The organism is Idiomarina sp. Sol25 (assembly GCF_033052775.1).
Lineage (GTDB): Bacteria > Pseudomonadota > Gammaproteobacteria > Enterobacterales > Alteromonadaceae > Idiomarina.
The window spans coordinates 75,547-98,606 of sequence record NZ_JAUPEW010000005.1 but is presented as its reverse complement, the minus strand read 5'-3'; the positions used below and the strand labels follow the sequence as shown (position 1 = coordinate 98,606).

At 47.7% G+C, this 23,060-nt stretch carries 20 protein-coding genes; 8 read left to right on the top strand and 12 right to left on the bottom strand.

Going from position 1 to position 23,060, the window contains the following annotated elements; translation table 11 throughout:
- Genes sufC through Q5L94_RS08930 form a run of 6 tightly spaced genes read left to right on the top strand, consistent with a single transcriptional unit; the run spans position 1 to position 4,599 of the window.
- Positions 1-759: a Fe-S cluster assembly ATPase SufC gene (gene sufC / locus Q5L94_RS08955; protein ID WP_317498098.1), complete on the top strand. Its 759-nt coding sequence runs from the start codon at positions 1-3 to the stop codon at positions 757-759.
- The gene (gene sufD / locus Q5L94_RS08950; RefSeq protein WP_317498097.1) at positions 756-2,006 is read left to right on the top strand and encodes a Fe-S cluster assembly protein SufD; all 1,251 of its coding nucleotides are present in this window, start codon (positions 756-758) and stop codon (positions 2,004-2,006) included. The genes sufC and sufD overlap by 4 nt, the downstream gene beginning before the upstream one ends.
- On the top strand, positions 2,003-3,220 hold the full coding sequence (locus tag Q5L94_RS08945; protein ID WP_317498096.1) for a SufS family cysteine desulfurase: 1,218 nt from the start codon (positions 2,003-2,005) through the stop codon (positions 3,218-3,220). The genes sufD and Q5L94_RS08945 overlap by 4 nt, the downstream gene beginning before the upstream one ends.
- Before the next feature lie 16 nt (positions 3,221-3,236).
- Positions 3,237-3,593 (top strand): iron-sulfur cluster assembly accessory protein, encoded by a 357-nt coding sequence (locus Q5L94_RS08940; protein ID WP_317498095.1) that lies wholly within the window; start codon positions 3,237-3,239, stop codon positions 3,591-3,593.
- A 14-nt stretch (positions 3,594-3,607) separates the two neighbouring features.
- Positions 3,608-4,141: a putative Fe-S cluster assembly protein SufT gene (gene sufT, locus Q5L94_RS08935; protein ID WP_317498094.1), complete on the top strand. Its 534-nt coding sequence runs from the start codon at positions 3,608-3,610 to the stop codon at positions 4,139-4,141.
- A gap of 44 nt (positions 4,142-4,185) precedes the next feature.
- Positions 4,186-4,599, top strand: a complete 414-nt coding sequence (locus Q5L94_RS08930) for a SufE family protein (RefSeq protein WP_317498093.1) — start codon at positions 4,186-4,188, stop codon at positions 4,597-4,599.
- On the opposite strand, the gene Q5L94_RS08925 is transcribed toward Q5L94_RS08930, so the two are convergent.
- From Q5L94_RS08925 to Q5L94_RS08900, 6 genes are all read right to left on the bottom strand, one after another.
- Entirely contained in the window at positions 4,596-5,534 is a 939-nt protein-coding gene (locus Q5L94_RS08925) for an EAL and HDOD domain-containing protein (RefSeq protein WP_411161936.1), read from the bottom strand. The genes Q5L94_RS08930 and Q5L94_RS08925 overlap by 4 nt on opposite strands.
- 263 nt (positions 5,535-5,797) lie before the next feature.
- On the bottom strand, positions 5,798-6,706 hold the full coding sequence (locus Q5L94_RS08920) for an SPFH domain-containing protein (protein ID WP_317498091.1): 909 nt from the start codon (positions 6,704-6,706) through the stop codon (positions 5,798-5,800).
- Positions 6,707-6,825: 119 nt separating this feature from the next.
- Positions 6,826-8,964 carry a prolyl oligopeptidase family serine peptidase gene (locus Q5L94_RS08915; protein ID WP_317498090.1) on the bottom strand — a complete coding sequence of 713 codons (2,139 nt, stop codon included), beginning with the start codon at positions 8,962-8,964 and terminating at the stop codon, positions 6,826-6,828.
- Positions 8,965-9,057: 93 nt separating this feature from the next.
- Entirely contained in the window at positions 9,058-10,596 is a 1,539-nt protein-coding gene (locus Q5L94_RS08910) for an aromatic amino acid ammonia-lyase (protein WP_317498089.1), read from the bottom strand.
- 43 nt (positions 10,597-10,639) lie between these two features.
- Positions 10,640-12,088 carry a deoxyribodipyrimidine photo-lyase gene (locus Q5L94_RS08905; protein WP_317498088.1) on the bottom strand — a complete coding sequence of 483 codons (1,449 nt, stop codon included), beginning with the start codon at positions 12,086-12,088 and terminating at the stop codon, positions 10,640-10,642.
- 2 nt (positions 12,089-12,090) lie between these two features.
- Positions 12,091-13,440, bottom strand: coding sequence for a DASH family cryptochrome (locus tag Q5L94_RS08900; protein ID WP_317498087.1), 1,350 nt, complete (start codon positions 13,438-13,440; stop codon positions 12,091-12,093).
- 87 nt (positions 13,441-13,527) lie between these two features.
- Between Q5L94_RS08900 and Q5L94_RS08895 the strand changes: the two genes are divergently transcribed.
- Positions 13,528-13,983, top strand: coding sequence for a DUF3429 domain-containing protein (locus Q5L94_RS08895; protein WP_317498086.1), 456 nt, complete (start codon positions 13,528-13,530; stop codon positions 13,981-13,983).
- A 14-nt stretch (positions 13,984-13,997) separates the two neighbouring features.
- Here Q5L94_RS08895 and Q5L94_RS08890 read toward each other — a convergent pair whose 3' ends face one another.
- From Q5L94_RS08890 to Q5L94_RS08865, 6 genes are all read right to left on the bottom strand, one after another.
- Positions 13,998-16,217 (bottom strand): glycosyltransferase, encoded by a 2,220-nt coding sequence (locus tag Q5L94_RS08890; protein WP_317498085.1) that lies wholly within the window; start codon positions 16,215-16,217, stop codon positions 13,998-14,000.
- Positions 16,214-17,278, bottom strand: a complete 1,065-nt coding sequence (locus Q5L94_RS08885; RefSeq protein ID WP_317498084.1) for a lysylphosphatidylglycerol synthase transmembrane domain-containing protein — start codon at positions 17,276-17,278, stop codon at positions 16,214-16,216. Before Q5L94_RS08885 ends, Q5L94_RS08890 begins: the two co-directional genes overlap by 4 nt.
- A 79-nt stretch (positions 17,279-17,357) precedes the next feature.
- On the bottom strand, positions 17,358-18,092 hold the full coding sequence (locus tag Q5L94_RS08880; protein WP_317498083.1) for a HugZ family protein: 735 nt from the start codon (positions 18,090-18,092) through the stop codon (positions 17,358-17,360).
- A gap of 13 nt (positions 18,093-18,105) precedes the next feature.
- The gene (locus Q5L94_RS08875) at positions 18,106-18,882 is read right to left on the bottom strand and encodes an ATP-binding cassette domain-containing protein (protein WP_317498082.1); all 777 of its coding nucleotides are present in this window, start codon (positions 18,880-18,882) and stop codon (positions 18,106-18,108) included.
- Positions 18,875-19,891, bottom strand: coding sequence for an iron ABC transporter permease (locus Q5L94_RS08870; protein WP_317498081.1), 1,017 nt, complete (start codon positions 19,889-19,891; stop codon positions 18,875-18,877). The genes Q5L94_RS08875 and Q5L94_RS08870 overlap by 8 nt, the downstream gene beginning before the upstream one ends.
- A 4-nt stretch (positions 19,892-19,895) precedes the next feature.
- Complete coding sequence (locus Q5L94_RS08865) at positions 19,896-20,762, bottom strand: hemin ABC transporter substrate-binding protein (protein WP_317498214.1); 867 nt, start codon at positions 20,760-20,762, stop codon at positions 19,896-19,898.
- A 139-nt stretch (positions 20,763-20,901) separates the two neighbouring features.
- On the opposite strand from Q5L94_RS08865, the gene Q5L94_RS08860 reads away from it, so the two are divergent.
- Entirely contained in the window at positions 20,902-23,019 is a 2,118-nt protein-coding gene (locus Q5L94_RS08860; RefSeq protein ID WP_317498080.1) for a TonB-dependent hemoglobin/transferrin/lactoferrin family receptor, read from the top strand.
- The last annotated feature ends 41 nt before the right edge of the window (positions 23,020-23,060 follow it).

Sequence of the window (23,060 nt, the reverse complement as noted above, 5' to 3'; positions counted from 1 at the left end):
ATGCTATCGATTAAAGATCTGCACGCACGTGTAGAAGAAACAACCATTTTGAAAGGCCTGAATCTGGAAATAAAACCCGGCGAAGTACATGCCATTATGGGTCCTAACGGTGCCGGTAAAAGTACCTTAGGTTACGTTTTATCTGGCCGCGACGGCTACGAAGTTGAAAGTGGCAGCGTTGAAATGGACGGCAAAGACTTGCTTGACATGGAAGTAGAAGAGCGCGCACAGGCCGGTATCTTTCTGGCATTCCAGTATCCTGTTGAAATACCGGGCGTTAGCAATATGGAATTCATGAAAGAATCCGTGAATGCCATGCGTGAAGCTCGTGGCGAAGACGCTTTAAGCTCTGCTGAATTCCTGAAAAAAGCTAAAGAAGCCTGCAAACAGGTTGAATTACCGCTAGATTTCTTAAAACGCGGTGTCAATGAAGGCTTTTCCGGTGGTGAGAAAAAGCGTAACGAAATTATGCAGTTGATCATGCTGGAGCCTAAACTGGCCATTCTTGACGAGTCTGACTCAGGTCTGGACGTCGATGCGTTGCAAGTTGTCGCCAATGGCGTTAACAGTCAACGTGATGGTGAGCGCAGCTTTATTGTTGTTACGCATTATCAGCGCCTGCTGGACTACATTCAGCCAGATTATGTTCACATTCTGTCTAAAGGCAAGATTGTGAAAAGTGGCGGTCCTGAACTGGCTAAAGAAGTTGAAGCCTCAGGTTATGCCTGGTTAGCTGAAGCAGAAGGAGCAGATGCATGAGTCAATGGTTAAACCACGTTCTAGAGCGTGCCTCGACCGTTGACGATTGGCTATCTCCGGTCCGGGCACAAGCCTTGGACACGTTAAAGCAACAGCAATGGCCGACACGCCGCACCGAAGCATGGCGTTATACGTCGTTGCATCCGGTTGCTGACTTAGATCTAAAATCCGGTACCGGTAATACGACAGCCGAAGCACCAGTCATTGAAGGTTTAAACAGCCTGGACTTGGTGTTTGTCGACGGCCAGCTTAGTACCGACATCAGCAAACTTAAGCTGCCAGAAGGCGTGACAATTAGTGAATTGTCGGCACCAAGTGAGCCCGCTGAAGCTATTTTCGCGCAAGTAAAACCCAGCCGTCATTTGTTTGGTCTGGTGAACGATGTATTGGCGCAGCAAGGCGTTGTTATCGACATTGCCGCTGGCGCTAAAATTGAACAGCCCATCCGCATCGTTAACTTTGCGTCAGCCGGTATCGAGTCTCATCAACGCACGCTGGTGCGTGTTGGTGCAAATGCGCAGGCAACCATTATTGAGCACGGTAGCGGTTCAGGTAATAGCTTAAACACGGCTTTTGCCGAGTACGACATTGCCGAGAAAGCGAGTTTAGAGCACTACCGTTTTGCCCTGCACGAAGGCGAAGCGATTCACATTGGCGGCAGTCACTTTAAGCTGCACGATCATGCCAAAATGAACAGCACCTTAATTGGCTACGGCAGTCAGTTAACGCGTCTGGACGTGGATATTGAACACGCTGGCGAACATGCCTTTGCTAAGTTTAATAACGTGTATTTACTGGCTCCACGTCAGCACTTTGATTTGCACAGCACCATTGAACATGCCTCACCTAACGGCACGACCGAAGAGAACGCCCGGGGCATTGTTGGCGACCGGGCAAAAGCAGTATTTAACGGCCGCATTCATATTCATCGTGATGCACAGAAAACGCTGGCCGAACTGAATAACCGCAACTTGCTGCTGACCCGTGGTGCACAAATTAATACGAAACCAGAGCTCGAAATCTACGCAGACGATGTACAGTGCGCGCACGGTGCAACGGTTGCTGAAATTGATGAAGAAGCGTTGTATTACATGCTGACCCGTGGCATCGACAGGCAACAAGCCCTGGTTATGCTCAACTTTGGTTTCGTACAGGAAATGGTGTTCCAGATGCCAAATAAAGCCCTGGCCGACTGGTTGCAGCCTATTTTGAAAACCCGCTTTGAAAGTATGATGGAGAAGCAATGAGCCTGAACGTTGCACAAATTCGTGAGCAGTTTCCGATACTGCAGCGGCAGGTAAACGGTAAACCACTGGTTTATCTGGATAACGCTGCCACCACGCAAAAACCACAAGCCGTCATTGACGCGCTGACGGATTACTATACTCAGTGCAACGCCAATGTTCATCGTGGTGCTCACTACCTGTCCGATGAAGCGACCCGGCGTTACGAAGCGGCGCGCAAAACCGTTGCTGAGTATATAAATGCCAGCCGCCAGGAAGAGGTTATCTGGACCAGCGGTACCACCGAAGGCATTAACTTAGTCGCTAATGGCGTTGCCCAGCGACTAAAAACCGGTGATGAAGTGCTAGTTACCGAGATGGAACACCATGCAAATTTGGTGACCTGGCAACAAGCCTGTAAACGCTCGGGCGCAATATTGAAAGTCGTACCCATTAACGAAGACGGCTCGCTGAATACCGAGCAGTTTCATGCTCTGTTGAGCGAGAACACGGCTTTCGTTTCAATGCCGCACATTTCAAATGCACTTGGCACCATTAACCCAATTAAAGAGCTCACCGCTGCCGCCAAGGCCAAAAATGCTCTGGTTATGATTGACGGCGCACAAGGCGTGGCGCACGGTGCTATCGATGTGCAGGACATTGGTTGTGACTTTTACGCGTTTTCCGGCCATAAGCTGTTCGGTCCAACCGGCATTGGCGTACTCTGGGGTTGTTATGAGGTTTTAAAAAACTGGCCTATATGGTTAGTCGGCGGCGAAATGATAGCCACAGTCAGTTACCAGGACGCCACCTGGGGTGAATTACCCAACCGACTGGAAGCCGGTACGCCAAATATCGCTGGTGCCATTGGTCTGGCGGCAGCTATAAACTGGTTACAGCAATTTAATAAAGCCGACATTTTGGCTCACGAAACCGCCTTACTGGCACGCGCAACCGAGCTGGCTGAGCAAACCGATGGCTTAACCATTATTGGTCACGCTGACAATAAAATTGGCGTGTTAAGCTTTATTTTAGAGGGTGCACACCCGGCTGATATCGGCTTTTTGCTGGACAAACAAGGTATTGCCATTCGTACTGGTGACCACTGCGCTCAACCGCTTATGAAACGCCTGAATGTACCAGGTACTGCGCGAGCGTCATTTACCATTTATAATACGTTAGACGAGGTTGATAAGCTGTTCGAAGGCATCAACAAAGCTCGTTTAATGCTAGCCTAACGGCAGGAGGAGACTCATGTCTGTAGAAACATTTGTACCATCGTCTTCGTTAATTTCGATGACAGAAAACGCCGTACGTTATTTCGAGTCACGCTTAAAAGACGAACCCGGAAAATTCATTCGGCTGTCCACTAAACAGAGTGGCTGCACAGGTTATGCCTATGTGCTCAGTTCAGCCGATGCACTGGAAGACGGTGATGAAGTTGTCGACATTAATGCGAACCTGAAAGTCGCGATTGCTTCTAATGCTCTTGAGCTGGTTCGTAACACCGAAATTGATTACGTAAAAGAAGGCATTAACGGCGTGGTTAAATTCAACAACCCGAATGTAGTCAATGAATGTGGTTGTGGCGAAAGCTTCAACGTGCAGTAACGGAAGTTTAAATTATGCAGCAGAAAATGGTGTCCACCACCCGCGAAGTTAAAGCGCGTCGCGTACCAACGGGTGAGCCGAAAGTTATTCCTAAGGGTGAGTTCGTTACTATTACTCAGGATTTAGGCGGCAATTACACCGTCACCTTTCAGGGCAATATGCTGCGTATAGATGGTACTGACGCGGATGCTATTGGTCGTAAACCAGAAAAGCTCGACTTTGAACCACCAGCAGACGGAAGCGTTTCAGAAGATCAGGTCTGGGAAGCGTTAGAAACCATTTATGATCCGGAAATTCCTATTAACTTAGTGTCGCTGGGGCTTATCTACAAAGTCGAGGTTGATAAAGATTCAGGCACCGTTACTATTGATATGACCTTAACCGCGCCCGGCTGCGGTATGGGTCCGGTTTTAGTGGGTGATGTTGAATATCGGGTTTCTCTGGTACCGCACGTTAAAAATGTGAACGTTGGCCTCGTTTTTGACCCACCCTGGTCACGCGACATGATGAGTGAAGAAGCTCAGCTTGAAGCCGGTGTTTTCTTTTAACGTTAGCTACTCTTTTAACTTATAAATGAAGGTTATTGGTCAGCATGAATTTACCCAGTACAGATGAAATCATTGATGACTTAGAGTTTTTAGATGACTGGGAGCAACGTTACCAGTACATTATTGATTTAGGTAAGGCCTTACCCGGTTTACCGGAAAGCCAGCATAAGGAAGAGTATTTGGTGCGTGGCTGCCAAAGTAACGTCTGGCTTATCAGTGAAGAAAAAGACGGCAAACTGTTACTGCATGTCGATAGTGACGCAGTTATTGTGCAAGGGTTGCTGACCTTAGTTATGGCCGCTTACCACGACAAAACTCCAGAGCAAATTCTTGCCGTTGATATCGACAGCTACTTTGCCAAGCTGGACTTAGAAAACCACATTACACCGACTCGCGGAAATGGCTTACGCGCCATTGTCGGAAGAATTCAGCAGTTGGCAAAAAGCAGCCAGGCTTAAATGGTGTTAAACAGTTCCTGAACATTAAACGATACGGTTCGGTAAAGTGCGAGTAGATTAGGATCGACTTTATCAAGCCGTTCTTTCATCTGTACCAATCTCTCTAGCTTCAATACCACTCGCAAACACTGGCCTTTCGGACCAGCATGTTGATTGACTGCCAATTTAGTAGCATCTGTTAACGGTAGTTCTTTGAAAAATGCCTCTTTTTCAACGCCCAGCATAATGTCAATGCCAGACAGCAGTCCCACAAAATAACACTGATCTGGATCCAAACTTTCAGACTTCTGTCTTTTACAAAGTTCGTAACACATTTGGGCTCTTATCAAAATCATACGTGACGCTTCTGGGCCGCTCACACTGACCGAGCCAATCAACGCAATCCAGCGGCGAAGTTTTTCAATGCCCAACCGCATGATGACATCTTTTACCCGCGTGATAGGACTAGCGGTTGGATAAAGCGGACTATTTACGATTTTTAGCAAGCTGATAGATAACTTAGGGTCTTCTGAAACCCGTTGTGATAATTCAGTTAAATCAGGTTCTTTTTCAAAACATAACGACAATATCTTAGCTAACTGCAACGATGACGGCTCGAGCCTTGTGCCGTAGACAACCGTTGGCTTGGCAAAATAGTAGCCTTGAAACAAATCAAAACCCATTTTCTCGTAGGCAATTTTTGTTTCCTCGTCCTCTACTCGCTCAGCTAGCCAGCGTCCCTTAAACCCGGTTAGCTTTTCTTTGAAAGCTTTTGCCTGTTCCACAGTGAGAGAAGAAACATCTACTTTTATATAGGAGGCATAACGAACAAGTGGCTCCCACGCAGGGTCAAATTCAAAATCATCCAACGCAAAGCGGAAACCTTTTTCGTGCCACCTGGCTACAGCCGTAACAATAGCTTTTGTTGGCTTCAGCCGCTCAACCAGCTCAATCACTACTTTATCCGGCCCTACAGGTAAAAAGCTTTGGGAAATAAGGAAGTCATTAGAAACGTTAATAAATGCGGTAGCGTTGTAATGCTCAGTTTGACTGGTTATGCCAGCACAAAAGTTGAATATAACTTCGCTGGTTGCCGCGGTATCACCAACGGTTTCAGCCGTTAAATTAAGAGCGTTACGATACAGTAACTCAACCGCATAAAATTTATTTTTGCTATCGTATATTGGCTGTGAGGCCAGTAGAGGAGAGCTATCAGACATTAATTTTTCTCTTCTTTTGCCGCTTCCATTGCGCTTAAAATATCCGGTGATAAGGAGTCCAGTTGACCTGTTGGCTGTGGCAACATAATCACTTTACTGCCGGCGGTATCGAAAGAACCTAATACATCGACATAGTTAGTGAATTTCAGCAAATCGATGACATCTTTAGAAGATATATCGTTTGCCTGATCGGTAACCATGGCAATAGAGTCCCGCAGTCCTTCAGCTATTGCTAAACGCTGACCCGCAATACCCTGACCCTGCAAAATTTTCGATTCTTTGTCGGCTTCAGCCTGCTTCACCAGCATAATTTTTTCAGCTTCCGCTTTATGCTCTGCTGCACGGCGCTCTCTTTCAGCCGCGTTAATTTGGTTCATTGAATCTTTAACGGACTGGTCCGGGTCAATGTCTGTCACCAGCGACGCAATAATCTCAAAACCATACTCTTCCATGGTATCGCGCAACTGCTCTTTTACGTCTTTAGAAATTGAATCTTTATTGTCGAATACGGCGTCCAGATTCTGCTTAGGAATTTGCGCGCGCACCGTATCAAACACATAAGACTGCATTTGCCACTCGGGGTTTTCCAGCTGATAAAACGCATTATAAACTGAGGTTTCATTGCTCACGCGATACTGCACTGACACCCGGACAATAACAAACACGTTATCGTTTGTTTTGGTCTCAACATCGACATCCAGCTGCCGCGTTCTCATTGACTGTTTGTGAGCAACCTGCTCAATAAGCGGGATAATAAAGTTAAGCCCCGGCGTCAGCATGCGCCGATAACGCCCGAACAACTCAACCAGATACACGCTTTGCTGCGGCACAATGCGCACCGACGCTATCAGTAAGAGTAAAACAACTACAGCGGCAACTACCCACATAATATTAAAATCATTGTTCATAATTGAATCCTTACAATACGAGAGTGGGAGTGAAAACAGATTAACGGGAAACGAGGAAAATATCGAAAGAACAACGCAAAGGCGTCGCCGTTTATAGCGAAGCCTTTGCTGATCAGAAGTTACTCAGGAAGCTCTTCAAACCCCATGTGATACAAAGTAAAACCAAAGATATCGGAATACTGCTCAATGGTTTTTGAAACCGGTGTGCCAGCACCGTGTCCAGCGTTGGTTTCAATACGAATAAGCTGAGGGTTTTCACCGCCCGCTTTGTCCTGAAGCTCCGCCGCAAACTTAAATGAGTGCGCAGGAACCACGCGATCATCATGGTCACCCGTAGTGATCAGCGTTGCCGGATAAGCCACGCCTTCTTCCACGTTATGAACAGGAGAATAGCCCAACAAGTACTCGAACATTTCTTTACTGTCATTGGCTGTACCATAATCATATGCCCAACCTGCGCCAGCGGTGAAGGTGTGATAACGCAGCATATCCAGAACACCAACTGCCGGTAATGCGACCGCAAACAGTTCAGGACGCTGAGTCATGACCGCACCGACTAGCAGGCCACCATTAGAACCACCACGAATGGCTAAACGCTCCGGTGAAGTATAGTCTTTCTCAATTAAATACTCGGCCGCAGCGATAAAATCGTCAAACACATTCTGCTTCTGCAGCTTGGTACCCGCTTTATGCCAGTCTTTACCGTATTCACCGCCACCGCGTAAGTTAGCAACGGCGTAAACTCCACCCATTTCTAACCAGGCTGCGTTAGCAATGCTGAACGAAGGCGTCAGGCTGATATTAAAGCCACCATAACCATACAGGATTGTCGGGTTTGAGCCATCCAGCTTAGTGCCCTTCTTGTAGGTAATGATCATAGGCACTTCGGTGCCGTCTTTAGACGTATAAAACACCTGCTTTGACTCATAGTTTGCCGGGTCAAAATCGGCACCCGACTCAGCATAAACTTCTGAACCGCCCTGATCCGGGTCAAATTTATAAATCGTTGACGGTGTGCTGTAGTTGGTAAAGGTGTAGTACAACTCATCCGCTTCTTTCTTACCTGAGAAGCCACCAATACTGCCTACGCCCGGAAGCTGAACTTCACGCACCATATCGCCGTTATAAGCGTATTGCTTCACCTGAGCCACAGCATCCACCATGTACTCGGCAAAGATATAGCCGGCACCGGTTGAGACGCTTAGCACGTTTTCCGTTTCTGGGATAAAGTCTTCCCAGTTTTCTGGCGCTGGATTACTAGCATCAACAGTCACAACGCGCTGGTTCGGCGCATCTAAGTTAGTCACAAGGTAAAGCTTTGAACCATCGTTATCTAATACGCGAGTATCAGAGTCTGTATGATCAAGAATTGTCACCAGTTCGCTGCCTTCATCGGTCAGGTCTTTTAAAAACAGTTTATTACCCGAGGTTGAATTAGCCGCTGAAATGAGTAAATAACGATCATCATCGGTTACTGAGCCACCAACATAGCGGTGTTTCTCAGCATCCGTTCCACCAAACACCAACTTGTCGTCAGACTGGTCCGTACCCAGCTCATGGTAATACAGTTTATGCTGATCGGTTTTTGCAGAGAGCTCACTGCCTTCTGGCTTGTCATAACTTGAGTAATAGAAACCTTCGTTACCAACCCAGGAAACGCCGCTAAACTTCACATCCACTAACGGCTCTTCCAGCTGTACTTTGGTTTCGGCGTCAATAACCCGAATTTTACGCCAGTCACTGCCGCCCTCAGAAATTGAGTAAGCCGCTAGCGAACCGTCGTCAGAAAAGGTTAACTGTGCCAGCGAGGTTGTTCCGTCTTCACTAAAGGTGTTCGGATCCAGAAACACTTCCGGTTCTTCGTCACCTTTCTGGCGGTACACCACGTATTGGTTTTGCAGACCGTCGTTTTTGTAGAAATAGGTGTAATCGCCCTCTTTAAACGGCGCGCTGATTTTCTCGTAATTCCACAGCTCGGTCAGACGCGTTTCAATTTTCTCACGATAGGGAATGGACTCAAGATGTGCAAAAGTGACTTCGTTCTGCGCTTTAACCCAGTTTTCAGTCTCTTCGCTACGGTCATCTTCTAACCAGCGATATGGGTCCGCAACTTCGGTACCAAAGTAGGTATCAACCACATCGCCTTTACGCGTTTCCGGATACGACATAGATTGCGTATTCGCCTCTTGTTCTGTTTCAGCATTTTGTGAACAGGCTGTCAGCAAACTGACTGCAACTGCTCCCAGTAGATATTTCATTGTTATTATCCTTATCGACTCTCTATAGGAAATTCTTTTAACCCGCACTTTAATTTAGCAAAGTCTTCAGTTAGAAAGTAGCATAAATACGTATCAAGGTGTGTACAAAGTCCAGCGTTTTTCAGCTAATTGCTCCAGCCAAAAACGAAGTTCATCCTCAAGCGCACGGTCTTCTTTTACCGGAGCAAATTCTTTTTCAATGTCGCTTAGCATGTCTTCCACCTCTGCAGATAACGATTCCGGAGCACCGTTTATTCTTTGCCTCAGCCGAACACCCTGGCAAGAAGCCAAAAGAGTCGCGATAGCAACTTGTGCAGTTAAGTCCAGAACTCTCACACAGTCCCTGGCCGCAATGGTTCCCATGCTCACCTTATCCTGATTGTGACACTCAGTAGAACGGGAAAAGACGCTGGCGGGCATGGTCAGCTTTAGTGCTTCTGCAGTCCAGGCAGAACAACCAATTTGCACCGCTTTAAACCCGTGGTTAATGGCAGTTCTAGAGGAATCGGCTGCGGATAAGTTTGCCGGTAAACCGTTATTCACTTTCTGGTCCATCAACAGCGCCATTTGCCTGTCATGTAAATCGGCCAGATTAGCCACCTGCGTTTTTAGGGTGTCCATCGCCATAGCAATATGGCCACCATAGAAATGACCACCGTGCAGAACCTGTTCTCGCTCGGCGTCAATAATGGGGTTGTCATTAGCGCTGTTCAGTTCATTTTCTATTGTTTGTCGGAGCCAGGGTAAAGCATCTTTTAATGCGCCTACAATATGTGGCGCACAGCGAATGGAGTACCGATCCTGCAAACGCGCAGAATTTCTTTGTGTGGGTATTTCCCCTAAATCATGGCGTATCCACTTAGCCACCTGCTGTTGACCCACATGCGGCTTAACCTGAAATAAATGTTCGTCAAAGTGCTGAGCGTTTCCGCCAAGCGCGTAACACACCAAAGACGTAATACGACTCGACAGACGACTGAAGTAATCCGCTTTGTCAAAGTTCAGACAAGCAACTGCCGTCATAACTGCCGTGCCGTTCATCAGTGCCAGAGCTTCTTTGGGCCTAAGTTTATAGGGGGATAACCCGAAGGTGCTAAAAGCCTCCTGACTTGAAATGACCTGCCCGCGAAAATGCACTTTATTTTCACCAACAAGCGCACTGGCAATATAGGATAAAGGCGTTAAGTCACCGCTGGCGCCAACGCTCCCTTCTTGCGGAATAAGAGGCAATATATCCTCATTTATCATAAGAGTCAGTCGCTCAAGTAACTCCCAGCTTACTCCCGAGTACCCTTGCGCCAGAGAACATAAACGAACCGCGAGAATGGCTCGCACTGTGGATTTATCAAAATGCTCGCCCAGGCCGCACCCATGAAAGCGCGTAAGATGCAGCGGCAGTTCATCAACTAAGTCAGCGGGAACGCCTACTGTGCAGCTGTCTCCATAGCCAGTGGTTACTCCGTAAATGACACCATCTTCCAACAGGAGTTTTTCGAGAAAATCCGCACCGGCCTGAATCCTCTCCCGGAATAAAGGGTCTGAATTTAGTTCTGCTTTTGACTCACATCGAGAAAGCCGGACAATATCTTCAATTCTTAAGGTGCCTGCACCAAAACATACGTTTTTCTTCATCACAGCTCTATTATCGTTGTTTGACCTTTAAATTACTGGCTCTCTAACCTGAACGATCAACGTGTCGGCTCAGTATTCTTTTATTTTCTAATTGAACAAGAGAGCTCTTGCGCCAGTCCCAAAGGTTTTTACTCATGGTCCCACGATATTCGTCTTTGTCGACGATCGGATACGGGTAATCGGTGCCCAGCTCAATATCGAACATGGCCGATTCCAAGGGCGTCAACTGCCAGGGTTCTATTAGCAACTCATTCGGCAGTTCGGCAAGCTCAGGCAGCCAGGTTCGTATAAAAGTACCCTCGGCATCCTGTTCAAGAGCCTGTTTTGTCGGGTTGTATATGCGCACGGTATTAATGCCGGTCACGCCCGCCTGCATTTGAAACTGGGGATAATGAATGCCCGGCTCAAAGTCGAGGAAAAGTGACGCTAGATAATCAGCCCCCAGACGCCAGTCTATTGCCAGATAATGACACAAAAAGCTCACCAACATAGCGCGCATTCTGAAGTTAATGTAACCCGTTTTAATCAGGCAGCGCATACAGGCATCCACCAGCGGGTAGCCCGTTCTACCCTGTTTCCAGGCCTCTAAATGCTGAGCAACTGATTCATCCTTCCGAAACGGCAAGGTCTCATAACCGCGGTTAATAGGCTTAAGCTGCTGACTTATCTTACTTTCAAACTTTTGAATAAAGTGACAATGCCAGTGCAATCGAGAAATCAGCGCACGCAGCGGTTTTCTCCAGCCGGGTGTCTGCCAGTAGGTTAAACAATACTGGTACACCTGCCGTAGACTTAAATTTCCCCAGGCAAGGTGCGCAGAAAGTCGGCTGCAACTCTCGCGGCTTAATCCCGGCTTGGAAATATTCACACCGTACAGTTTTCCCCGGCCTTCAAAAAACGATAACAACGTCCGTCGTGCTTCCTGTTCTCCGCCCTTTTGAAACAACGGGTCATACGCCTGCCACTCTGCGGGCGCACGGTAAAGCTCAAAAGGACTGGCAATAATTCTTGTTAAATCGAGCGTTTCAGACTCAAGCCGCATCACTCGGTTCCAGTTTTTACGCCAACCCGTACGCGAACGAGCCGCCCTGATGACCGCACCATAGGAAGACTCGTGCCAGTTTATCTTTTGCTCGCGGCAAAACCTGGAAACCTGCTTGTCACGCTGGTAGGTATTAATTAAGCCAATTTCCTGGTAGCTATACAGCTCAATGCTGCCAAGTTTATTCTGTATGCGCTGCAACTGCTCTAAAGTATCACCGCAGGAAATATGCAGATTTACACCATAGGGTTTTAGCTGCTCGTTCATGTCACAAAGGCTTTGCCAGACAAAGCGCCAGTGCCGCATGTCGTAATGCGGGTCATCTAGCAACATCGGTTCAAAGTTGTACCACAGCAAAACCGAGTCATGATGCTTCAGCGCCGCAGCTAACGCATCATGGTCGGAGAGTCGCAAATCGCGTTTTAACCAAACTACTGCAGTGCGACTCATGTTCACTGCACCGGCCAGTCTGCGGCATCAACGCTGTCTATGGGTTGCCCAGATAAGTCGCCGGCCCAGCGCTCAATAAACTCATTGTCCGGGTCGTAGCGCTCGGTTTGCTTTTCCAGATTAAACTGACGATGCCCTCTGGGATCGGCTCCTACACCCGCCAGATACTGCCAGTTGCCCCAGTTGGAGGAAACGTCGTAATCAATCAGCTGCTGTTCAAAATAGGCCGCACCGTAGCGCCAGTCCAGGCTCAGCTCGTGTACAAAACAACTGGCAACCAACTGCCGCCCCCTGTTCGACATATAACCGGTGGCATTCAACTGCTTCATACAAGCGTTAACAATAGGATAAGGCGTATTGCCAGAGCACCACTTCTGAAACCTTTCAGAATAAAAGCTGGTTTTGGGTGACTTGCCGGAGAGTCCGGAAAAAGCGAACAGACGTTTTCCATGCTTCAGTGCGTACCAGAAAAAATACTCGCGCCACAACAGCTCAAAACTTATCCAGTAGCTGGATTCACTCTCGCCAAACTGCGCTTCGTACTCTCTTAACGCCGTCATAATTTGCCGGACAGAAAGGCAGCCCTGCGCAAGCCAGGGCGAAAACTTGGTCGAGCTCGAAAAGTCATCTAAAGCATTTCGTGTTTGTTTATAAGTACCGGCAGACTGACCAGAAAAGTAGCGTGTTAAATGCGCTAAACCGGCCTTTTCTCCACCTTCAAAGTCATCTGACGCCAATTCATTCAGAGTTTCAGCCTTGAACCCCGGATAACGGATGTTCTCTGGTAATGGAGGTAATGCGTTTATCGGCTGAACCGAAAAGTCACGGCTCAACGGCTCGACTTTTTTCCTGAATTGAGAAAAGGTTTCCGGTAAACCGGCCAAATCAAACGGCAGCTCCGACTCCGAAAACAAGGTGTTGTTTGGCACCTCATGAAAAGGCAGAAACGGAAACCGTTGCTGCAACAAACCCAATTCAAGCTGTTCGTAGTAACCCTGATGCTGGCTGAGGAAAACGGCATCCGCCCGACGTTCGGAAATGAGCTCAGTTAAGATTCGGTCAAATGTTCCGGTCAAAACAATGAGTTTTTGTCCACGTTTTTCCAGCTCGGTTCGCAGTTGCTTTAAGCTCTGCTGCAAAAAACTAAAGCGATGTTTACCCATGGTCTGAGTGCCATAGTGGCCATACTTATTATTTGCCGGATTAAAACAAAAGCAGCAGATGAGTGTTTCACTGCGCTGCGCAGCTTCATAAAGCGCCAGGTTGTCTTCAACCCTGAGATCATTCCGAAATACAAATAGACCTAACCGATAATCTGCCATAATGAATACGAGTTGTTGTTTAGCATTCATTACGTAAGTCATTTAGAATTGGACTAAACGTAAAGAGAACAATGACCGTAAAATATAAATAACTGACTTCTGGTGGACTCATTTTTTATGAACAAAGGTAAAAACTGGCTAATTTATACCCTGGGCTTTTTAGGGCTTATTCCCTTTCTGGCATCGTCGCTTGCGGCTTTAATGCATACAGGAACCTGGTGGGGCATTTCACCTTTAGAGTTGTTAATGACTTACGGCGCTATTATTCTCAGTTTTCTGGGTGGCACTTTATGGGGACGGGCACTGCACCGTGCAGAAAGCGAAAAAACTACGGGCTTACTGTTATTAAGCAATGTTTTCGCTTTAGCGGCCTGGTTCACCATTTTAATTAACGCGCCAGCCTGGTCATTAGGTCTGCAGATGGTGGGCTTTGCCTTAGTTCTGTACTTTGAACAAAAGCTGGCGCGCAGTTCGGCTATGACGGCTTATATGGGCTACTACCGTATACGGGTATTATTAACGACCATTGTCATCGTCTGCCAATTACTGGTCTTTGGTAACCACATTTTGTAGAGCTGTTTGTAGCACTATGTTTTTTCGTGATACCGCGCCAGAGTTTCCGCATAAATGTGGCGTACGTCATCACTGAATTTTTCCACCGAATAGTCGCGGGCAAACGCCAGAGCATTTTCCGCCAGGCTCTGGCGCAACGCTTCATCATCCAGCAACTGTTTTACCCGCTCACACCACAAGGCCTGCTTAGCCGGGGTCTTGTAGCCGTTGTGTCCGTCTTCAACAACATCGTCTATACCGCTGGAGCGTACAGCAACCACGGGTAAACCCGCTGCCATGGCTTCCAGAATCACCATACCCTGAGTTTCCGACTGCGAAGCAAACAAGAAGGCGTCACCTAACTGATACCAGGCGGCCATGTCTTCCGGCGGAACTGAGCCTACCAGAGTAATGTACTGCTGGAGTTTCATGTTATCAATGCGTTGCTGTAACCTATGGCGTTGATGACCGTCCCCAACAATGAGCAAACGGAACGGTTTATCGGTTTGCTCTTTCAGCTGCGCCACCGCCTCTATCATAAAGTCGATATTCTTCTCATTAGACAACCGGGACACGCTGACAAACACCGTTTCATCGCCTAGTTTTTGTTGCTGGCGTAGCTCTTCTATTTTCTTGTCGTCAACTTGCTGGAAACGCTCAAACTCAATACCCGTTGGCTGCACAAACGTCGGCTTCTTAACCCCTATCATACGAAGGTATTCTTCCGTCGACTGTGTCGGCACAATTACGCCGTCGCATTTATTGGCAAAGCGACGCACCAAAAAGTGCGCAATAATATTGCGGAACAACGAACCGGGTAAAAACACAAAGTGCGCATAATGTTCCAGCCGCGTGTGATAAGTATAAACCACTGGCACTTTCAGGCGACGCGCAATAAAGACCCCAAGCGAACCTATCCAGAACGGATGGTGAACGTGAATAATATCCGGTTTAAAGGCTTTAACCTTTTTACGCACGGCACCGGAGAAAATATTGGCAAACTGAAACTCACTCTTTTCACCAAAAGAAAACAGCGACGGCATACGCACCACATGCTCTTCTTTTTCACTACTTTGCTGATAGCGCGGCGCAACAACCAATACCTTATCTTTGAGCTTAACTAACCCCAGGCGCAGGCGCTCGATAGAAATTGGCACACCACCGATAAAAGGCAGATAATTATTAGTGAACATGGCCACGCGCAACGGCTTTTTGAACCAGGGCTGCGGGTCAATATCGTAGTCCGGGTAGTAATCTTTACCGACGAATACCGCGTTGTACAATTTGGTACTAATAACCAAAAACAGGCTCACCAGCAGAATAAAATTCAGGTAGCCCACGTAAAACAACGAGTGAATAAAGAACCATAGGCTTTCCAATTGTTTTAGAATGGGGTGCTGACCAATTTCCAACTCTTCAACGGAGTGCTCAACTGAGCCGTCGGCATTTACCGTTACTTTCACATAATGGTAAAAGCTTTCGTCCTGATTCAGTACCAGACCACCCGCGCCACCAGTAGTGATATAGGGCGTGCCGTTGTGCTCACGCTCGGAGTAAATAGAAATATTGGATGAAAAGACACGATCGACCCCGAAGTTGCTTATTGTCTGCAGTAACGCATGACGAAACTCCAGGGGTTGCAAAAAATCGTCCTCCTGGGCTAAAAAGAACTCCTCTTCCGGCTCCAGAGGTGGGTGACCAATAAAAACAAAGCGATGCTTTGAATCGTCGGCTTTAAGAATGTCCGTTAACCAGCGCAGCTGCCATTGCCATGGTGTTTTCCCCGTGCTGTCTAAGAAAATAAAGCGACTGTCATCGGCGGTAAAACTGAAAAAATGCGGGCCGTAATGGTCATAAAAACGGAAGCTGCCGAACTCTTCATACTCATTGTTACCGAAGGTCAGTAAATACGGCATATCCAGCCGCGACAAGGTACCTTGAATCGCTCTGTATTTGTCCTCACCGCCGCTGCTCACCGCATTCCCTGCCGACACTAAAAAATCAACGTCGGTGTCGTTCAGCATAGGAATAATGCGACGCTCGAAAATACCGACCGAGTTATTGATATTACCCACTACGGCAAAGCTATAACTGTCCTGCCCTTCCAGCCGGGCGCTAATGTCTGAGAGCTGTTCAGTATGTTCTGCTTCAAACTCAGAGATGACCAGATTCAAATAAACTTTATAGCCAATAAGCCCAACCACAACCGCAATATTGAGGTAAAACAAGACTTTCAGTAATTTGGTTTTATTCATTGTACGCCCTGCACTTTAGCCGACTGAACTAAGTAGCGCTGTAAAATAAAGAGTCCCAGTAACATACCAAGATAAATGGTTAAAAAGCGCCAGCTAAAGGTGACTAACAGTAAATGGTTATTGGCTAGAATGTCACTAAAAAAGCTGCCAAATACGCCTTCGGAGATTCCCGAGGCACCAGGCGTTGGCGCGAAATACATGATAAAAGTAGTAACCACCAGTAACCCCAGACTGACAAGATAGTCAACGTCGTATCCTAAGCCCCACATTAACAACGCTGGAAAACTGAATAAGCTAAGCAGGAAAATAAAGGTGAACAATACTGACAGTGCAATAGCCGCTTTAGAGCCGCGACAATACACCGAAAAGCTACGGGAAAAGCGCAGCATTTCTCGGCGAGTTTTGTATTGCCAGCGCAGATGACGCTCCGCACTGATCAGTTGCAGCTTGTGCACCGCTTTACATAAATAGCTTAGCGGCACAATTAACCAATGCGCCCGCAATAAAACCACCGCGAAAAAAAGCAGATAAAGCACTATGAAAACGGCAAGAGCCGTACCAATTTCACCAATAATGGCCTTGTCCTGCAGTGGTTCCAGCGTCAGCAAGAACACCGGTGTCAGCGAAAAAATAAAGAAAATAGCCAAGACCGTACGAATAGTAGTGGCAGCGGTCGCCCGCCCAATAGGCACTCCGTGCTCGTGTAAAAACCAAACCTGCGCGAAACCGCCACCCGTGGCCATAGGCGTAATATTAGAGAAGAAGATATTAATGAAGACCAGTTTAGCCATGGCTTTTTTGGGAATACGGTAACCCAGAGCACGCAAAGTGTAGTAAAGCCGAAGGCCGTCGGCGGCAAAATACACCAGCAACAGCAAGACTGCGGCACTTAAAACTTCAGGGGCAAACAAACGAAAATCGAAGGTTAGGCTGCGACCGGAAAAGTGGTCATAAATGGCGTAAAACCCGGCAGCCGTGAGTAAAACAAATAACACACTAAACAGCGCTAAGCGTTTCCATGAGGCTCTGTATTGTTTTTCTTCTTCCGCTGAAGCTGCCATCTTGCTGCCGTTTACTCCCCACAAAGCCTAAAGATTAAGGATTATGGAGTTGCTGGGAAGGGATGTCAAAAACCTTACATTACGCAGCCGCCGACTGCCGTGCGTCATGAGTCATTTTCACTAGTTGCTTTCTGATCTCACCGGCTGTCGCGCAGTCCGTCTCAAAAGGAATGAAAATACTGCGTTCATCAGCAACTAGATGGAACCCGTCCGGGTAAATACTGCTCATTTCGACAGTGCCTGCATAGTTTCTGAACTCCGCTTTTTGGTGGCGCAAAATCAGGCCGCAAGCATCGGCATGGTCATCATTCATATGCTGGATCATCTGCAAAGCGTCTGCGGAATGCCATTGGGGCTCAGGTAACAGCCATTCAGCCGGATTAATCCAGAAAATCTTACCAAATCCACCAATATACCGAACGTGCTCAGCGTCCATTTGCCAGAATTTAAAGTCGTGCGCGTTGCGATAACTTAATGCACTGGGAAAGCGCCGGAAGTACAACTCCCCTAACGATTTATCGCCTAGAGGTCGGGCATTACCTGTTAGCGTCAGTCGTCCGTGAGTATTCTGGTCACCGCTTTCCGCCGCATCAAACACGGTAATGCTTAAACGGTTATCTACTGATAAATTACGGGCATGCTGGGCAATATCAGACACATAAAATACGACCTGACCTTCTGCAGAAAGCATAAAAGGTGATACCGACCCGAACGGATACCCCTGTAACTTTTTCGAGATAGTGGACAGCACGGCGGTATCGTTATTTTGCGCTAGTACTCGCGCTTCCCGCGCCGCTTTTATTCGTTCATTCATTGTAAAATGCTCCTCAAAGTCTTGGCTCGGTGAAAATCATTGGTTTTAAAAAGCTCGGATGCGAGCTGACATGCACCGGTGTGCGATAGGTTCTTTCCAGAATGTCTTCCCGAAAAACACTCTCGGGGCTGTCGACATGCTGAATACAGTTATTGCCTAAAACTATGACCTGGTCGGCATACAAAGAGGCCAGGTTTAAATCGTGCATAACCGACAGAACCAGGTTGCCTTTTTGGCTGAACGACTTAATTTCATGCAACACCGCATGTTGATGATACACATCCAGTGCTGAGGTCGGCTCATCCAGCAGCAACAATTGTTCACCCGGCAAATCTTTATCTAGCTGACATAAACACCGGGCTAAATGTGCCCGCTGTTGTTCACCACCAGACAAGGTTTCAATGCCTCGCTCACCCATTTGGGCTAAATCAAAGCGGCTTAACCATCGGGTTGCGCGTTGTTCCGCATCGGCATCAGACTCCTGTGACCAATATCGCCCCATGGCCACCAGTTCCTTAACCGATAACCCTTCAGGCGCGGCCTGGTGTTGCTCCATAACCGCTCTTATCGGTGCCAGTTTCAAAGCATCCCAGGAGTTCAGTTCTCTTCCATTTAAGTAAATAGAACCATTATAAGTAAGTTCCCCCGCCAACATGTTTAAAAAGGTGGATTTACCCGCGCCGTTTTCACCCACAATCGCAACAAATTGGTGGGCTTCTAAACTCAGGTTCAGTGACGTTAACACTTGCTGCCGGCCAATAGATAGATTCGACACATCGATATCAAGCATAAAACCTCCGTCGTTGCTTTATAAGCAAATAAATAAAAAATGGCGCGCCGATAGCCGCCGTAATAATGCCAATAGGTAATTCCGCCGGAGCAACCAGTGTTTTTGCCAACCAGTCGGTAAGCACTAAAATGGCCGCGCCAAACAACATGGATACTGGCATTAACCAGCGCACATTAGCGCCAACCAGCATTCGCGCTATGTGGGGAATAATCAGTCCGATAAAGCCAATCATGCCGGTTAAGGCAACAGCTCCGCCAACGCCAAGCGCAACGAAGAAAATTATCCGACGCTTTAGAGCACCGACATTAACGCCCAGGTAACGCGCTTGTCGTTCTCCTAAAAGCAGTGTGTTAATTGCCCGGCGCTGAATAAAGAGTGCAACGCAGCTAACGCCCATAAACAAAAAGCCAAGTGGTAATTGTTGCCAGTCCGCTCCGGCCAGAGACCCCATCTGCCAGAAACTCATAAGCCTCAGAGCGTCATCGTTAGCGTAGTAGCTGAGTAACCCAAGAATGGAACCGGCCAGCGCATTAATGGCAACACCTGCCAGCAGTAAGGTGGCGACATGAACTCCTGAACGGCCGCCTGCCAAATGGTAAACCACAAAAGTGGTCAGCAACGCACCGATAAAAGCCGCGGCGGAAACCCAAAGCTGTCCCTGCAACCCATAGTTGGGTCCGAGTGCAATCACCGCCAGTGCAAATACTGCTGCGCCGCCGGAAATACCAATGAGCCCGGGGTCAGCCAGGGGGTTACGACACAAGGTTTGCATTGCAGTACCACTTTGCGCCAACACCGCGCCCACCATTAGCCCTAAAACCAACCGGGGTAACCGAATATCAATTAAAACCGTCTTTTGAATATCGGTAGCTTCAGATAATACTCCCGGTAACCAGATAAAGGGCAACCGCCAGTCCGACATCACCGGCCCGCTGGAAAGCAACAGAATGCTGCTAACGGCAATACCCATAACACCGGCAAGTAACCAATAGCGACGTTCAAGCGGCATGGTCTTACTTCCTGCCCGCCGCTATTTCATTGGCAAACTCAGCAACCACTTGTTGAGCTTCTGCAATTCGGGTTGTCATACCAAGCGCCAGCAAAGAGTCCATAACCAAAACCCGGCAAGTCTTCCCAGCTTCCAGTAGCTTAAGTGCCTGCGCCTGACAAAACGCTTCTTTACTGCCGTGGCTTCGTACGACATGCTCAGGGGTCATTAAAAAATCGGGTTGCTCAACTAAAAGGTATTCAGCCGATACAGTTTTAAACCCGGAATGGGAAAATACATTAGCAATATTGGAAAAGCCGAACAGAAGATCTGGCACAGTATCTTTCCCGGCTGCCACCACGCCTCGCTCTGACGCCTGCAGAACAAACAGCGCCTTCAAAGGTTCTTTACGCGAGCTAGTAGTCGTCAAATCTGACTTTATACCGGCAATAACCTGCTTTCCTTCGGCTTTCGCACCAAAGCGATCCGCCATGTTTTCGATTAGTTCGTACAGCTCCTGAAGCGACGTCGGCTTATCAAATACAACCACAGAAACTCCGGCCCGCTCAATTTGCTGCAACACTTTATCGCTACCACCACCTTCCAGAACCCACAAATGCTCAGGCTCAAAGCTCAAAACGCCTTCAGCTGATAAATTACGGTAGTAACCAACTTTCGGTAACCTGTTGACAGCCGCAGGTGAGGTACTGGAAGTATCTACGCCAATCAGACTGTCGTCTTTATTCAGCGCAAACACGATGTCGGTTAAGGTTCCGCCTGCGGTTATTAACTGGTTAACCTCCTTATCCAGCGTATCCTCAGCCTGTCCGAACCACGAAAATAACAATAGAAAAGCGGCGCCGGTATGAACCAGAAACTGTCGTCCTGTCATCACAATAAAACTCCTGAATTAGGTTTTCTTTTTTGTCCTAAATCAAAAATAGTAACTTTCACTTGCAAATGCAAATCATTTTCGTTTAGATCTTATTGATTTTTTCATACGACGTGTTAGTCAGGATTGGAGATGAAAAGTGAATAAAAGACATAAGACAACTCGCAGCTTTGCAAAAAGCTTATTGGCGACAGCAATTTTCGCTACCTTACAAACCACCGTTTACGCAGCTGACTTGGCAAAACCCACGCTGGAAACCGATGAAATACTGGTAGTAACTGGGTCACGCAGTAAAGAAAAACTGGAAGAAGTTGCCGGTGCGGTCAGTGTGGTGACAGCCGAAGAAATTGATATTCAGGTTAGCAACAGTCTGTCGGATATTTTCCGGTATGACCCCAGCATCAGTTCAACCGGCAGCCAGGGTCAGGCACAAACCCTCTCAATACGTGGCATTGGCGGTAACCGGGTAGTTTATATTAAAGACGGCCGACGCTTAAACGACGCCTATGCCGGCGGTGGCGGATATCTGGTTGGCCGGGGCTATCTGGACGTCTCACAATTGAGTCAAGTTGAGGTAGCTAAAGCCGCTGCATCGCCACTCTACGGCTCCGACGGGTTGGGTGGGGTTATTGTTCTGACGACGCCTGACCCTGACGATATGCTACAGGGTGAATCAAACGCACTTTCCCTGCAGGCAGGTTTTGATAGCATTGCAGACGAACGCAGTTTAGGTGTGCAGGCGGCAAAACAGTTTTCCGGATCACAGACATCCATTCAGCTCACCGCCCGCAAAGGAAACGAAACCCAGAACTATGAAGAGTCGTTACCGAAGTTTGATTACGACAGTGTTGGTGTGCTGGCTAAGTGGGCTATCGCGCTTGAGAATAACAATGAGCTGAAGTTTACTCTGGACCACTACCAGCAAAGCAATGAGCAATTGCAGGAGCCGCCTGAGAAAACCGAGGATGAAGACAAACAAACCGCCTTTTCCATCGACTATCTCAATAATAACAGTAACTGGCTGACCGATACCCAACACTGGCAGTTGTATTTGAGTCACTACGAGCAAAACAGTGACCAGATAGCGCAAGGTGCGAACCAGGGCGGTCCTTATATCGACAACAACGATTACGGCTTTGAACAACGCATTATTGGCGCTCGCTGGCAGGGTGAAAGCCTGTTGCCCGGCAACCAAGTGGAACAAGATCTGGTATTTGGGTTCGATGTTGACTACTACGACACTGAGCGACCACGCTTTAAAACTCGCACAGCAGCAGACGGCACCTTACTGCAGGACAACGAACCGCAAAAAGCTTTTCCTGGTGCTGAAACCTGGTTAGCCGGGCTCTTCCTGCAGGACAACATCCAGCTGAAAAATATGCCTCTTAAATTCATTGCAGGTGTTCGTATCGACCATTACCGCATGACGCCTCAAGACAATGCACTCTACGATATGTCGCTATTAAGTGATATACGTGAAACGGCTCTGTCACCGAAACTGGCGGCTATATACACTTTCTCAAATGATATTCGCGGATACCTTCAATACGCCGAAGGCTTTAAAATTCCACCTCATGATCAGGCCTACCAGAACCACGGTATCGAACCTTTTTATGCCATATTGCCTAATCCCGACTTAGATCCTGAGAGCAGCCGCTCGCTGGAAACCGGCCTGAAATTTGCGGATAACAACACTCGCTGGAATCTGTCCGCCTTTTACAGCAAGTTTGACGACTTTATCGATACTCAGGTTGTCGGAACCAGTCCCACCTATATTCCGGGCGTAGATCGCGTCGAGTATCAATATATTAATAAGGACGAAGTGACGATAAAAGGCGTTGAAGCCTCAGTGACTCACTGGCTGAATGACAACATTCAATTGGCTTCGTCAGTGGCCTACACAACCGGCAAAGATGAAACAACAGACGACTATCTGACCACTTTGTCACCGCTTTCCGGCAATGCCTCAGTGGGTTACCACGGCAACGACTGGTATGTGCGCGGCGTTGTTACTGCAGTAGACAGCATGAGTCGCGTTCCAGCCGATGAATCTATTCACACACCGGGCTACACAACCGTTGATGTACTGGCAGGTATCACACTGACAAACTGGCAAGTTAACCTTGCTGCGCGTAACTTAACAGATAAGTATTATGTGCCTTACCAGAGTGTGGCAGGCCTTCAGAGCGAAGCCTCGACGGAGCAGTACAGTCAGCCCGGACGTTCGTTTGGGGTGCAGGTGAAATACACTTTTTAGTCTAAAACAGCCAAAAAAAAAGCCCCCAAATACTGGGGGCA